Origin of the sequence: Streptomyces paromomycinus (genome assembly GCF_003865155.1) — a bacterium.
GTDB classification, from domain to species: Bacteria; Actinomycetota; Actinomycetes; order Streptomycetales; family Streptomycetaceae; genus Streptomyces; species Streptomyces chrestomyceticus.
Map to the genome: position 1 here is coordinate 6,977,842 of NZ_BHZD01000001.1, position 13,718 is coordinate 6,991,559.

At 73.8% G+C, this 13,718-nt stretch carries 13 protein-coding genes; 6 read left to right on the forward strand and 7 right to left on the reverse strand.

Annotated elements, in window-relative coordinates; genetic code table 11:
• Positions 1 to 127: 127 nt before the first annotated feature.
• Together OEIGOIKO_RS30085 and OEIGOIKO_RS30090 are read right to left on the reverse strand one after the other, a co-directional pair.
• Positions 128 to 931: an SDR family oxidoreductase gene (locus OEIGOIKO_RS30085; protein WP_125056675.1), complete on the reverse strand. Its 804-nt coding sequence runs from the start codon at positions 929 to 931 to the stop codon at positions 128 to 130.
• A 131-nt stretch (positions 932 to 1,062) separates the two neighbouring features.
• Complete coding sequence (locus OEIGOIKO_RS30090; RefSeq protein ID WP_125056676.1) at positions 1,063 to 1,989, reverse strand: DUF4429 domain-containing protein; 927 nt, start codon at positions 1,987 to 1,989, stop codon at positions 1,063 to 1,065.
• A 226-nt stretch (positions 1,990 to 2,215) separates the two neighbouring features.
• Here OEIGOIKO_RS30090 and OEIGOIKO_RS30095 point away from each other — a divergent pair, with 226 nt between their 5' ends.
• The 4 genes from OEIGOIKO_RS30095 (at position 2,216) to OEIGOIKO_RS30110 (ending at position 7,616) form a co-directional block, all read left to right on the forward strand.
• Positions 2,216 to 3,895, forward strand: a complete 1,680-nt coding sequence (locus OEIGOIKO_RS30095; RefSeq protein WP_246177616.1) for an alkaline phosphatase D family protein — start codon at positions 2,216 to 2,218, stop codon at positions 3,893 to 3,895.
• A 182-nt stretch (positions 3,896 to 4,077) separates the two neighbouring features.
• Entirely contained in the window at positions 4,078 to 5,397 is a 1,320-nt protein-coding gene (locus OEIGOIKO_RS30100) for a multidrug effflux MFS transporter (RefSeq protein WP_125056677.1), read from the forward strand.
• Between the two features lie 56 nt (positions 5,398 to 5,453).
• Complete coding sequence (locus tag OEIGOIKO_RS30105) at positions 5,454 to 6,599, forward strand: serine hydrolase domain-containing protein (protein ID WP_246177619.1); 1,146 nt, start codon at positions 5,454 to 5,456, stop codon at positions 6,597 to 6,599.
• Between the two features lie 42 nt (positions 6,600 to 6,641).
• Positions 6,642 to 7,616 (forward strand): small ribosomal subunit Rsm22 family protein, encoded by a 975-nt coding sequence (locus OEIGOIKO_RS30110; RefSeq protein ID WP_125056678.1) that lies wholly within the window; start codon positions 6,642 to 6,644, stop codon positions 7,614 to 7,616.
• 26 nt (positions 7,617 to 7,642) lie between these two features.
• On the opposite strand, the gene ddaH is transcribed toward OEIGOIKO_RS30110, so the two are convergent.
• Both ddaH and OEIGOIKO_RS30120 read right to left on the reverse strand, forming a co-directional pair.
• Entirely contained in the window at positions 7,643 to 8,473 is an 831-nt protein-coding gene (ddaH, locus tag OEIGOIKO_RS30115) for a dimethylargininase (protein ID WP_246177622.1), read from the reverse strand.
• Between the two features lie 104 nt (positions 8,474 to 8,577).
• Positions 8,578 to 8,766, reverse strand: a complete 189-nt coding sequence (locus OEIGOIKO_RS30120; protein ID WP_030019783.1) for a DUF6243 family protein — start codon at positions 8,764 to 8,766, stop codon at positions 8,578 to 8,580.
• Between the two features lie 124 nt (positions 8,767 to 8,890).
• Here OEIGOIKO_RS30120 and OEIGOIKO_RS30125 point away from each other — a divergent pair, with 124 nt between their 5' ends.
• Both OEIGOIKO_RS30125 and OEIGOIKO_RS30130 read left to right on the forward strand, forming a co-directional pair.
• Complete coding sequence (locus tag OEIGOIKO_RS30125; protein WP_125056679.1) at positions 8,891 to 9,493, forward strand: TetR/AcrR family transcriptional regulator; 603 nt, start codon at positions 8,891 to 8,893, stop codon at positions 9,491 to 9,493.
• 233 nt (positions 9,494 to 9,726) lie between these two features.
• Positions 9,727 to 10,476, forward strand: coding sequence for a bifunctional DNA primase/polymerase (locus tag OEIGOIKO_RS30130; RefSeq protein WP_125056680.1), 750 nt, complete (start codon positions 9,727 to 9,729; stop codon positions 10,474 to 10,476).
• A gap of 60 nt (positions 10,477 to 10,536) precedes the next feature.
• On the opposite strand, the gene OEIGOIKO_RS30135 is transcribed toward OEIGOIKO_RS30130, so the two are convergent.
• From OEIGOIKO_RS30135 to OEIGOIKO_RS30150, 3 genes are all read right to left on the reverse strand, one after another.
• Positions 10,537 to 11,514 (reverse strand): SCO2278 family lipoprotein, encoded by a 978-nt coding sequence (locus OEIGOIKO_RS30135; protein ID WP_246177624.1) that lies wholly within the window; start codon positions 11,512 to 11,514, stop codon positions 10,537 to 10,539.
• A gap of 201 nt (positions 11,515 to 11,715) precedes the next feature.
• Positions 11,716 to 12,570: a heme ABC transporter ATP-binding protein gene (locus OEIGOIKO_RS30145; RefSeq protein ID WP_125056681.1), complete on the reverse strand. Its 855-nt coding sequence runs from the start codon at positions 12,568 to 12,570 to the stop codon at positions 11,716 to 11,718.
• Complete coding sequence (locus tag OEIGOIKO_RS30150) at positions 12,567 to 13,718, reverse strand: FecCD family ABC transporter permease (protein ID WP_246177625.1); 1,152 nt, start codon at positions 13,716 to 13,718, stop codon at positions 12,567 to 12,569. The genes OEIGOIKO_RS30145 and OEIGOIKO_RS30150 overlap by 4 nt, the downstream gene beginning before the upstream one ends.

The following is a 13,718-nucleotide window of genomic DNA, read 5'->3' on the forward strand; positions in this document are numbered from 1 at the left end:
GGGTTCCGCGGCCCGGCAGATGAGCGGTGCGGATGGACGTGCGTCAGGAAGAGTCCCACCGGACGCGCCGTCTGTCAGGAGCGCGTCGCGCCGAAGTCCGGCCGGCGGGGCGGCGGACGGGAGGCCGTCAGCCGCGGCCGATGTACGGCATGGCCGTCGCCATCACCGTCGCGAACTGCACGTTCGCTCCCAGCGGCAGCTGCGCCATGTGCAGCACGGTACGGGCCACGTCGGCCGCGTCCATCACGGGTTCGACCGCGGTGCTGCCGTCGGCCTGCAGGATGCCGGTCTGCATCCGTCCGGTCATCTCGGTCGCCGCGTTGCCGATGTCGATCTGTCCGCAGGCGATGTCGTACGGACGCCCGTCCAGCGAGAGCGACTTGGTCAGGCCGGTCATGGCGTGCTTGGTGGCGGTGTACGCGACGGAGTGCGGGCGCGGTGTGTGTGCGGAGACGGAGCCGTTGTTGATGATGCGGCCGCCGCGCGGGTCCTGTTCCTTCATGGCGCGGAAGGCGGCCTGGGCGCAGAGGAAGGCGCCGGTGAGGTTGGTGTCGACGACCGTACGCCAGTCGTCGTACGCCAGTTCCTCCAGCGGTACGGGCGGGCCGAACGTTCCGGCGTTGTTGAAGAGCAGGTCCAGCCGGCCGAAGCGGGCGCGAGCGGCGGCGAAGAGGGCGTCCACCTGGTCGGGGCGGGTCACATCGGCCGTGACACACAGGGCGGCGGGGCCCTCGGGGCCGTCGCCGCTCCGCTCCGCCAGGCGGGCGGTCTCCTCCAGCGCGTCGGCGCGCCGTCCGGCGAGCACCACCGACCAGCCGGCCCCAGCGAGGGCCAGGGCGACGGCCCGGCCGATGCCGGAACCGGCGCCGGTGATCAGGGCGGTCGGCGCGGGCGGGGGAGTGGTTCCGGGGCGGGTCTCGGGTGTCGTCATGGCGGCAGGGTAAGGCGCGGACCGCACGCCCGCGGGGGGCGGGGGCGCCGGACTGGTCACGGCCGATCGAGCGGGCGCGCGGCCCGCACGCCCGCGGGGGCGGGCTCGCGGAGCCGCCGCGGACGAACCGTTCACCCCGCCCCGTGAAAGTTCTTGAGCACGGCCGCCTTGGCCGCGGCGAACTCCTCGGCGGTCAGGATGCCGTCCCGGTGGAGTTCGCCGAGTTCACGCAGTCGGCGGAGCAGGACGTCGGCGTCCTGGCCGCCGCCCTGGGGGCCCGGGTCCGCCGCAGCCTTCAGGGACGGTACGGGCTGTGCCGCGGCCACCGGGGCCGCCGCGGTCGGTGCGGAACCGCCCGACGGGTGCGGCAGCCGTGCCGCGACCGCGGCCGCGAGCAGCGCGGTGCGGCCGCTCTCCTTCTTGAAGCCCCACAGCTCGATGGCGTTCGGGTCGTGCTCCGGCTTGAGCTTCGCCGTGACGCCCTTCGGGCGGAAGCGCAGATAGCCGGACTCCAGCCCGGAGGCGGGCCGCCAGTCGACCCCGGCCAGGTCGGCGAGGGCGAAGTCCCGCGCGCCCGCGTGCTTCTTGCTCTCGCTGGTGGTCCAGCGCCAGTCGATGCGCACCCGTTCCCCGTCGAAGGTCGCCACACCGTCCACGCCCGCGGCGGACAGCGGCACGGCGGGGCCCGGCAGCAGGTAGCGGTCGGTGGGTCCGGTCACCACCTGGTCGAGGAGCAAAGACTGGCGCACCTCGTCGGCGAAGTACTCGGCGACGCCGGTACGGTCCGGGTCCACGCTCACCTGGTAGGGGTTGGCGTCGTCCGGCAGGCTGCCGCCGGTGACGTGCAGCAGCGGGTCGGCGCCGTCCCGCAGCCGCAGGCGCAACCGGCCGCCCTTGCGCGCCGGTTCGTACGCGATGCCCGCCAGCGCCTCCAGGGGGACGGAGGTCTCGCCGAGGTCCTGCCGCAGCCGGTGCACGCTCCGCTCCTGCCCCGGCACGATCCACACCCGGTCGCCGTCGAAGGACCACGTGCCGTCGCGCACCATCAGTTCAGCCATGCCCCGAATCCTACGGAAGCGCCGCTCGGGCGGCGGAGGCTGCGCCCGGCGGTCCCGGGGCTCCCGGCGGCCCCGGGGCCGCCGGGCCGCGCCGTGATTGTCCGGGGGCGTCCGATACGGGCGCAGACATCATCCGGTTGTCATGTGTGCGTCGAACCTGGGACAGCGGAACGCCCTCGTCCGCCCCTCCAATCGCTGGTGACAACACCAGTCCAGGGAGGGGCAGATGGCCCGTCAAGGTCAGTACGAGCAGGACGCGCGGCCCGAGCAGGGGCCCCAGGACGCCCCGTACACGCAGGAGCTGCGGGCCGCCGCCGCACAGCTCGCCCGGCGCCGCTTCCTCACCGGTACCGGGGCCGCCGCGGCGCTGGCCTTCGCGGCCAACCTGCCGGGCACCGGCGTCGCGTACGCCGCCGTCGAGGCCGACGCCCGCAAGATCACCGAGAACCCCTTCACGCTCGGGGTGGCCTCCGGCGACCCGCTGCCCGGCTCCGTCGTGCTGTGGACCCGGCTGGCGCCGAAGCCGTACGAGCCGGGCAGCGGTATGCCCAAGGCCCGGGTGACGGTGCGCTGGGAGGTCGGGTACGACGAGAAGTTCCGGCGGCTGGCGGGGCGCGGGCGGGCCGAGGCGCACCCGGAGTTCAACCACGCGGTGCACATCGAGGCCACCGGCCTCGCCCCGGACCGCGTCTACTACTACCGCTTCCGGGCCGGAAACTGGATCAGCCCGGTCGGCCGCACCCGTACCGCTCCCGCGCGCGGCGCGAAGAACAACGAGCTGCGGCTGGGCGTCGTCTCCTGCCAGGCGTACCACGACGGCTACTACACGGCTCACCGGCACCTGGCCAAGGAGGACCTGGACGTGGTCTTCCACCTCGGCGACTACCTGTACGAGTACCCGGTGGACGCCGTCGGCGGCGCCCGCAAGTACACCGACCGCAAGCTGCCCGCGCGCTTCAACCGCGAGACGGTGACGCTGGAGGACTACCGGCTGCGGTACGCGCTCTACAAGTCCGACCCCGACCTCCAGGCCGCGCACGCTGCGCACCCGTTCATCGTCACGTGGGACGACCACGAGGTGGAGAACAACTACGCCGACGACATCAGCGAGAACAACGCCCCCAAGGGCGAGTTCCTGCTGCGCCGGGCCGCCGCCTACCGTGCGTACTGGGAGAACCAGCCGCTGCGCCGCCCGCAGCGCCCCAACGGGCCGGACGCCCAGCTCTACCGTCGCGTGCACTTCGGACAGCTCGCTCAGTTCGACGTGCTGGACACCCGCCAGTACCGCTCCGACCAGGCGTACGGCGACGGCTGGCGTACCCCGGGCCCCGAGTCCACCGACCCTAAGCGCACCCTGACCGGCGCGAAGCAGGAGCGCTGGCTGATCGACGGCTGGCGCTCCTCCTCGGCGCTGTGGAACGTGCTGCCGCAGCAGGTCACCTTCGCCGAACGGCGCAACGCCACCGGACCCGGCTACAAGCTGAGCATGGACTCCTGGGACGGCTACCCGGCCTCCCGGGAGCGGGTGCTCAAGGGCGCGGAGGCGGCGGGCGTGGACAACCTCGTCGTGCTGACCGGCGACGTGCACGTGCACTACGCGTTCGACATCAAGCGGGACTTCCGGGACGAGACGTCGCGGACCGCGGGCGTGGAGTTCGTGACCACCTCGATCGCCAGCGGCGAGGACGGGGCGGACAAGCCGGCCAACTGGGGCACCTACATGGCGGCCAACCCGCACCTGAAGTTCTACAACGGCCGGCGCGGCTACGTGACCGTCACGCTGGACCGCGAGAAGGCGCGGGCCGACTTCCGTACGGTGGCGAAGGTGACGAAGCCGGGGGCGCCGGTGATCACGGCCGGGTCGTTCGTGTCCGAGGCGGGCGATCCGGGGCTGAAGCCGGCCTGAGGCCCGTACCACCGGGGCCCCTGACTCCCGTATCACCGGGGGCCCACTGATCCCCGTACCACCGGGGCCCGGTTCCGGTCCTAGGACCCTGGACCCCCGCCGAAGGTCCTGTCCGAAAGGGCGCGGGGCCCGTTCCGTGCATGACACCATGGTCAAGCCATCAATCATCCATGGAGACACTCATGACGGACCCCGGCACCGGCACGACGGAGCCCCAGGACAGCGTTCCGATAGCCGAGCGGGACGTGGCGGCGGCGCCCGCCGCGTCCCGCCGTACCAGCCTGCTGGTCACCCTCGTCCTCGGTGGCCTGACCGCGGTGCCCCCGCTCTCCATGGACATGTACCTCCCGGCCCTGCCGGAGGTCACCGAAGCGCTGCACAGCCCGGCCGCCACCGTCCAGCTCACCTTGACCACCTGCCTCGCGGGCATGGCCCTGGGGCAGATGGTCGTCGGTCCGATGAGCGACAAGTGGGGCCGCCGCCGGCCGCTGCTGGCCGGCATGGTGATCTACGTCATCGCCACCGCGCTGTGCGCGCTGGCCACCAACGCCGAGCTGCTCATCGCCTTCCGCCTGCTCCAGGGCCTGGCGGGCGCGGCCGGCATCGTCATCGCGCGGGCCGTGGTGCGCGACCTGTACGACGGCGTGGCGATGGCCCGCTTCTTCTCCACTTTGATGCTGATCTCCGGCGTCGCCCCCGTCGTCGCGCCGCTGATCGGCGGGCAGATCCTCCAGGTCACCGACTGGCGCGGGGTCTTCGTCGTGCTCACCGTCGTCGGCGTGCTGCTCACCCTGCTGGTCTGGCGCCGCCTGCACGAGACGCTGCCGCCCGAGCGGCGGCACTCCGGCGGCCTCGGCGAGGCCCTGCACACCATGCGCGGCCTGCTCGCCGACCGCGCCTTCTCCGGCTACCTGATCGTCGGCGCGTTCGCCTTCGCCGCGCTGTTCGCGTACATCTCGGCCTCGCCGTTCGTGATCCAGGAGATCTACGGCGCCTCCCCGCAGACCTTCAGCCTGCTGTTCGGCGTCAACTCCGTGGGCCTGGTCCTGGTCGGCCAGATCAACGGCAAGGTGCTGGTCGGCCGGGTCAGCCTGGACGTGGTGCTGGGCATCGGCCTGGGCCTGATCACGGCCGCCGCGACCGTGCTGCTGCTGATGGCCGGCGGCGTCTTCGGTGACGTCGGGCTGTGGCCGATGGCCGCCGGGCTGTTCGTCCTGATGTCCGCGATGGGCCTGGTCATGCCGTCGGCGAACACCAAGGCGCTGCTGCGCTCGGGGCACGCGGCGGGCTCCGCCTCGGCGCTGCTGGGCACCTCCACCTTCCTGCTCGGCTCCGTCGCCTCGCCGCTGGTCGGCATCGCGGGCGAGCACACCGCCGTACCGATGGCCGTGGTCCAGCTCTCCTGCGGCGTACTGGCGCTGCTGAGCTTCCTGGGAATGTGCCGCCCGTGGCAGCGTAGGGAGGAGACCGCCACCGGGACCGGCGAGAGGACCAGGCTCTGAACGCAACCGGACTGCGACACGGCACCCCCGCCGCCGCGGGGCTGGACCCCGCCTGGATGCGGTGCCTGGTCGACGGGGTGCGGGAGGCGACCGAGGGGCCCGCGCCCTGGTGCGCGGGTGCCGTGGTGCTCGCCGGGCGCGGCCCGGTGGTCGCCGCCGAGGAGGCGGCGGGCTGGGCACTGCGCTACGCGGGGTACGACCCCGAGTGCGACCGAGGGGTGGAGCTGCCCCGGGAGCACCGGGAGCCGATGCGCGTCGGCACCGTCTTCGACCTGGCCTCGCTGACCAAGCTGTGCACCGCGGTCGTGGCGGTCCAGCAGGCCGAGCGGGGTCTGCTGGACCTGGACGCCGCGGCCGGCCGCTGGCTGCCCGGCTTCGCCGACGGCATCACCGTCCGCAGCCTGCTCACCCACACCTCGGGCCTCCGCCCCGAGCTGCCGTTCTACGAGCGCCGGGGGCGCGCGGCCCAACTGGAGCTGCTGTGGGAGGAGGCGGCGGCGCCCGCCGCGCCGCCCGGCGGCACGTACCGCTACTCCGACCTCAACCTCATCGTCCTCCAGCTCATCCTGGAACGGCTCACCGGCCTGCGCCTGGACGCCCTCGTGGCGCGCGGGATCACCGGCCCGCTGGGCATGTCCAGCACGGCGTTCGGGCCGCTGGCCCCGGCGGGCGTGGCCGCGACCGAGGACCAGCGGCGGCCGTGGGCCAAGGCCGACCGGGGCATGGTGCGCGGCGCGGTGCACGACGAGAACGCGTGGGCGCTGGGCGGCGTCGCCGGGCACGCGGGCCTGTTCTCGACGGCGCAAGACCTGGCGGTGCTGTGCCGGACACTGCTCTGCGGCGGCGCGTACGGCCGGGAGCGCATCCTGAGCGCGGAGTCGGTGGCGCTGCTGCTGGACCCGCCGGGCCTCGGCTTCGGCGTGGACCAGCCGTACTTCATGGGCGAGCTGGCGGGGCGCGGCGCGGCCGGGCACACCGGGTTCACCGGCACGAGCCTGGTGCTGGACCGGGCGACCGACACGTTCCTGGTGCTGCTGGCCAACACCGTCCACCCGCGACGGCGCGAGGCGGGCAGCGCGCCGCGGGCAGCCGCCGCGACCCGGCTGGCGCGGGCGGTACGGGCCGGCGGCGGGCCGCCGGGCGCCGGGCGGGGCGGCCCGGGGCGGCTCCCGGCCGGTCCGGGGCGTCCCGCCCCACCGTGAGACGGGTCAGGACGTCCGTCCCGGCCCCGTAAAATTGCGGGAATGCACGACGAACTGCGCGCCGCACTGGCCGGCCTGCTCGACGGCCTGCCGCCCACGCAGGCCGCGCGGGCCGTCGACCGGCTGATCGCCAACTACCGGGGCCGGACACCGACCGACGCCCCGGTCCTCAGGGACCGCGCGGATGTCGCCGCGTACGCCGCCTACCGGATGCCCGCGACCTTCGAGGCCGTACGGCACGCGCTGGACGCCTTCGCGGCACGGCTGCCGGACTGGGCACCCGCCTCCCACGTGGACATCGGCGGCGGCACCGGCGCCGCGACCTGGGCGGTCGCGGCCACCTGGGACGGCCACCGCACGACCGTGTACGACTGGGCCGAACCGGCCCTGGAGCTGGGCCGTGAGCTGGCCGACGGCGTCCTGCCGGACACCGACTGGCAGCGCCGGGTCATCGGCGCGGGCATGACGGTCCCGGAGGGCACGGACCTGGTCACCGTCTCGTACGTGCTCGGCGAGCTGCGCCCGGAGGACCGCCGCGCGGTCGTCGCGGCGGCGGCCGGCGCGCGGGCCGCCGTACTGATCGAACCCGGCACCCCGGACGGCTACCTGCGCATCCGCGAGGCCCGCGAGCAGCTGACCGACGCCGGTCTGCGGGTCGTCGCGCCGTGCCCGCACAGCGGTACGTGTCCGATCGTGCCGGGCGAGGACTGGTGCCACATGGCCGCCCGGGTGACCCGCTCCTCGCTGCACCGCCAGGTCAAGGGCGGCTCGCTGCCGTACGAGGACGAGAAGTTCAGCTATGTCGCGGCGGTGCGGCCGGACGTGGTGGGCGGCGCGGCGGCCGCCCCCGCCCCGGCGCGGATCGTCCGCAAGCCCCAGCTCCGCAAGGGGCAGGTCCTGCTGGACCTGTGCACGGAGGAGGGGCTGCGGCGCGACACGGTCACCAAGCGGCACGGCGACCGTTACAAGGCGGGCCGGGACGCCGAATGGGGCGACGCCTGGGAGCGGCCGGCCTGACGCCCGCGCGCCCGGCGGCCCGGGCGTCAGGCCGCCCGTAGCTCCTGCGTGCAGCACTTGACGCTGCCGCCGCCCTTGAGCAGTTCGGTCAGGTCCATGCCGACGGGCTCGTACCCGCGCTCGCGCAGCGGCGCGAAGAGGCCCACCGCGGCCTGCGGCAGCAGCACGTGCCGCCCGTCGCTGACGGCGTTCAGCCCGCAGGCCTCCGCGTCCGCGTGCGAGGCGATCAGGGCGTCCGGGAAGAGCCGGGCCAGCACGGCCCGGCTGCCCGCCGAGAAGGCACCCGGGTAGTACATGACCTCCGAGTCCGTCGCGTCGTCCAGCACGCACAGGGCCATGTCGAGGTGGTAGAAGCGCGGGTCGACCAGGTCCAGCCCGATCACCGGGCGGCCGAAGTACTCCTGCGCCTCGCCGTGCGAGAGCGGGCTGCTGCGGAAGCCGCGCCCGGCCAGCAGCCAGGAAGCGGTGACCGCGAAGTCGCCCTCCGCCTCGTTGACGTTCTCCGGCTCGCGGACCTCGGTGAAGCCGTGCTCCCGGAACCACGCGGCGTGCACGGCGGCCTCGCCGCGGCGCTCCTCGAAGGCGAACCGCGCGCCGAGCACCCGGCCGTCCACGACGGTGGCGCCGTTCGCGGTGTAGACCATGTCCGGCAGGTCGGGGCGGGGCCGCAGCTCCTCGACGGTGTGGCCGAGCGCGCGGTAGCGGTCGCGCAGCACCTCCCACTGGGCCAGCGCCAGCGGCAGATCGACGGGTTTGTCCGGGTCCATCCAGGGGTTGATGGAGTAGCTGACCTTGAAGTGGGTCGGCGGGCACATCAGGTAGCGCCGGAACCGGGCGCTGCGTCGGGCTGTACGCAAGGAAGGCTCCTCACGGTGGTGGGACGCGAAGGCGTACGAGGTGTGTACGCGCTCAAATGGTCCACCGTGAGGAGCCGTTGCGCAGTGAGCCGGTCGGGTGGTTTTCACCCCTGACGGGTTTCTCCGGCGCCGCGCTGCTCCTGGAGCCTGCGCAGCAGCGCGCGCCGCTGCGCCATCGGGTCGGTGCCGCCGCCCACGCCGTTGCCGCCCCGGCCGCCGCGCAGCGCGCCGCGGGAAAGCTTGCTGCGGGTGCCGCCGACTCCGAGCATGTTGCCCGCGCTTCCCTTGCTCATGGGGTCGTCTCCTTCGTCCGCCGATATGACGAGACGGTTCGTCTCGCTCGATATCGAGTCTGGGCGAGACGCTCCGTCTTGTCAAGACGATACGTCTCGCCTCACCTGTCGGTAGACTCGGGGCATGGCCAACAAGACGGCGCCCGACGCCTCCCGCCGCAGCGAACGCTCCCGCCGCGCCATCTTCGACGCGGCCCTCTCCCTCGTCGGCGAGGTCGGCTACGACAAGCTCACGATCGAGGGCATCGCCTCCCGCGCCGGTGTCGGCAAGCAGACGATCTACCGCTGGTGGCCCTCCAAGGCCGCCGTCCTGCTGGACGCCTTCACCCAGGACGTCGAGGGGTACGAGGCCGGGCTGCCGGACACCGGCGACCTCGCGGCCGACCTCAAGTTCGTCCTGCGGGCCACCGCCGACGAGTTCAACGACGAGAAGTGGCAGGCTCCCTACCGCGCCCTCGCGGCGGCCGGCGCGAACGACGCGGAGCTGTCGGCGCGCTTCGTCGAGCGGCTGCTGGAGCCCGGGATCGCGGTGTACGTGAACCGGATGCGGGCCGCCCAGGAGGCGGGGGAGATCGGGCCTGAGGTGGATGTACGGGTGGCGGCCGAGATGGTGCTGAGCCCGTTCTCCCAGCGCTGGCTGATGCGTACCGGCGAGCTGACGTACGCGTACGTGGACACGCTGGTCGACATGGTGCTCGCCGGTCTGCGGCCGCGCGCCTCCGCCTGACCCGCCGCACCCCGTCCGGCCCGCGCCCGTGGGCGGCCCGCACTCCGGGATGAGGCGCCGGGATCGCCCAGGGGGCGTGAAAGGTAAAGGAAAGTGAACGAAGTGGGGTGGAAACCGACCGTATTGGTGGGATTCGCCCGTTCTCCGGTCCCCCCGGATCCGTACTCCGGTCACCCGAAGAGGAGGATGGTGGCAGCATTGATCCCAGACCACCGCTCGAAGTGAGGGGATAGATGGAACGCAAGAGCAGGTTCTCCCAGTGGCTTCGCCGGCCGAGGAGCGGTTCGGACGGCGGCGATACGGACACGGGATCGGCGGCCGCGCAAGGCCGCGAGGACCTGCTGCTGGCGGTCGCCGACGCGGGTTTCCCGCTCGCCCCCGCCGCCCACCCCTCCGGCTACGGCTGTTCCTGCGAGCGCATCGGCTGTCCCACGCCCGGCCGGCACCCCGTCTCCTTCGGCTGGCAGACCGTCGCCAGTACCGACCGCGAGAAGGTCGCCGGCTGGGCGCGCGCCTATCCGCAGGCCAATTTCATCACCGCCACCGGCATCGCCCACGACGTGCTGGACGTCCCCGCCGAGGCGGGCCGCAGCGCCCTGGAGCGGCTGGAGGCGGCCGGCATCGAGGTCGGCCCGGTCGCGCTGAGCGGCGCGGCGCTCGGCCAGGGCCGGATGCTGTTCTTCACCGCCACCCGCGGCACCCCGGACGACGAGGACGAGTGGTGGCCCTGCGAGCTGGACTGCCATCCGGAGACCATGGACGAGCATCCGGGCCTGCGCTGGCACTGCCGCGGCAGCTACGTCCTCCTGCCGCCCTCCCGCCTGCCCGGTGACCAGCCCGCGGTGTCCTGGCTGCGCGGCCCCGAGCGGCCGGTGCCGGACCCGCTGACGCTGCTGGAGTCGCTGACCGACGCCTGCGCCGCGTACGCGGACCAGCAGCCCGACCACGACCACGAAGCGGCCGCCTGGCCCATCGGCCGCTGACGCCCGTCCCGCGACCGGCGTCCCGTACGCCGTGCCTCCCGTATGCCGGGTGCGTCCCGCCTACAGCGACTTGGCGGAGGTCTTCGCCTCCAGCCGGTGCAGGACACCGACCTGCCCGGCGGCGCCCGCCGCCGGAACCTTCACCACCTGCTCCGACAGCGTCGTGAAGGTCATCCGGTCGGACGGCTTCGCCGGACCGTCCATGATCCCCTTGAGCTCCGGGCCGATGCTGATCCGCGACCCCGCGGAGACCGTCTTCTGCTGGTGGTAGTAGGTCGAGAAGAAGACCAGCGCCCCGCCGTCCGCGGTGCGCAGCGCGACCGGCGCGTACGAGGACGCCTGGTCCTCGTACTGGATACGGGAGCCCGGCTGCCGCCCCTGCCGCTCGCGCAGCGCCCGCCACCGGTCGGTGTGCGGTCCCGGGGCGAAGGTGTCGCCCTTGCCGGTGTTCAGGTACGCCGCGTACGCCGCGCCCAGCTTGCCCGGCGCGACCTTCAGCCCGGAGTTCTCCGCGTCGGCCGGCACCACCTCGGCGAAGCCGTCCTGGTCCGTCTTGAACTGCGGAATCTCCTTGTCGGCCAGCGAGGACAGATAGCTGGCCTTCCACTTCGCGCCGACCGCGTCCCGGGTGAACACCAGGAACCACCGCGTGTTGTTGCGGTTGCTCACCGCGTCCGCCAGGAACACCTTCGGCCAGCCCGCCTGCTTGGGCACGGTGAACGTCGGGCTGGTCAGCTTCAGCGGCGGGAACTTGGGGTTGCCCTGCGGGCTGATCGCCTGCCCCGCCTTGGTGAGCGCCTGGTCGACGGCGAGCAGCGAGTCCGTCTCGTAGGTCGGGTTCACCTTCGGGTCCAGCTTGGTGTTGGACGTGTTGAAGCCGTCGACGAACTGCTGGAGCGCCGTGGCGGCCTCGTCCTTCGACACCGCCGGCAGCATCTCCCGTTCGCCGTGCACGGTCATGCACCCGCTCAGCGTCAGCAGCGCCGCGCTCGCGGCGGTCAGCGCTACGGGCACCCGGAACGGCGACCTGCGTGTCATGGGACTCGGGCTCCTTCGGGGCGACCGGGGCCGGGGCGGCCTGGGCGGCCGCCGGGGTGGCGAGATTCGGCGCAACCCTACCGGGGGCGGGGGAGCGGGCGGGCGCGGGGACCGGCAACAGCGTCCGCACCGTGACCTTGCGGACGCCCGGCCCCACCGGCCATTACGGGACGCAACGGCCGTGCCCGGACACGGCCCGGCTCAGGCGTCACGCAAAGGCATGACCAGGGGAACGCCGGTGCGCGGGTGTCCGATCACCTCGACCGGCTGCCGGTAGACCCGGCTCAGCAGCCCGGCGCCGAAGACCTCGCCGGGCGGACCCTGCGCGGCGAGCCGTCCGCCGTGCAGCAGGGCGGCCCGGTCCGCGTACGCGGCGGCCAGCCCCAGGTCGTGCAGGACCACCGCCACCGCGGCTCCGGCCGCCGCCCGTTCCCGGCAGAGCCGCAGCACCAGTTCCTGGTGGCGCAGGTCCAGTGCGGCGGTCGGCTCGTCGAGCAGCAGCAGCGGGGCGCGCTGTGCCAGGACGCGGGCGAGTGCGACGCGGGCCCGTTCACCGCCGGACAGCGCGGAGAACGGCCGGCCGGCGAAGCCGGTCACCTCGGTCGCCGCCATCGCCTCCGCGACGGCCGCCTCGTCCGCGTCCTCGCCCGGGGTGCCCGCCCAGGGCGCGCGGCCCATCCGTACGACCTCGGCCACCGTGAACGGGAAGGACAGGGCGGCGGCCTGGGGCAGGACGGCCCGGCGCAGCGCGAGCTCGGGCGCGGTCCAGACGGTGGCCGGGCGGCCGTCGATCCGTACCTCGCCGGTGGTGGCGGGCAGGTCGGCGGCGAGCGCGGCGAGCAGCGTGGACTTGCCCGCGCCGTTCGGCCCGACGAGTGCCAGCACCTGGCCCGCGGTCACCTCCAGGTCGATGCCGTCCAGCACCGTACGGCCGCCCAGCCGTACGCCGAGACCGTCGGCCCGCGCGTACGCCGTACCCGCGGCGACGGGCGCGGGGAGCGTCCTGGAGCGTCCGCCGAACCACGTACCGATCACCGGAATCCGGCCCCGGCTCATGCCCAGCCCCCTTGCTTGCGGCGGGTCCTGCGCAGCAGCCAGAAGAAGAACGGGCTGCCGAACAGGGCGGTCAGGACACCCAGCGGCAGCTCGGCGGGCTGGGCGACGGTGCGGGCGGCGAGGTCGGCGACGACCAGCACGAGCGCGCCGCCCAGGGCGCTGCCCGGAATCAGGAAGCGGTGCCCCGGGCCGGCCGCCATCCGCAGCAGGTGCGGGACGAGCAGGCCGACGAAGGTGATGACACCGGCCACCGCCACGGCCGCCGCGGTGAGCAGCGCGACGACCAGGATCAGGACGACGCGCAGCCGCTCCACGTCGACACCGAGGTGCCGGGCCGGGCGTTCGCCGAGCGCCAGGAGGTCCAGCTTGCGGGCGTAGCAGGGCGCGACGGCCAGCCCGGCGACGGCGCACGGCAGGACGGCCAGCACCTTGGGCCACACGGCCCCGGACAGCGAACCGAGCTGCCAGAAGGTGATCTGGGAGACCTGCGCGTTGTCCGCGAAGAAGAGGAACAGGCCGATCAGCGCGCCCGCGAAGGCGTTCACCGCGATACCGGTGAGGATCAGCGTGACGACCTCGGTACGGCCGCCCGAGCGGGACAGCGCGTAGACGACCAGGACGGTCAGCAGGCCGGTGGCGAACGCGCAGGCCGGGACCGTCCACATGCCCAGGAAGCCGAGGCCCAGCGCGATCGCCCCGACGGCGCCGACCGCGGCGCCCGACGAGATGCCGATGACGCCCGGCTCGGCGAGCGGGTTGCCGAACACGCCCTGCATCAGGGCGCCCGCGCAGCCGAGCGACGACCCGACGAGCAGGGCCAGCACGACGCGCGGCAGCCGCACGTTCCACAGCACGCTCTCGCCGACCCGGTCCAGCTCCGCGCCGCCGAGGTGCAGATGGTGCAGCAGTGAGCCGAGGACGTCGCCGAGCGGGATGCGGTACGCGCCGAGCCCGGCGGAGAGCAGACAGCCGGCCAGCAGGGCGAGGGTGAGGGCGGTGGTCAGGAGGGTGGTGCGGGGGAAGCGGCGAGGGGGTGGCGGGGTGGGGGCGTCCGGGGGGCCGGCGGCAGCGTCCGGGGCCGCGACCGTATGTGTGCTCCCGTCCGTATTCGTGCCCGTACCCGCGTCCGTCCGGGGAAGTGCCGTCAT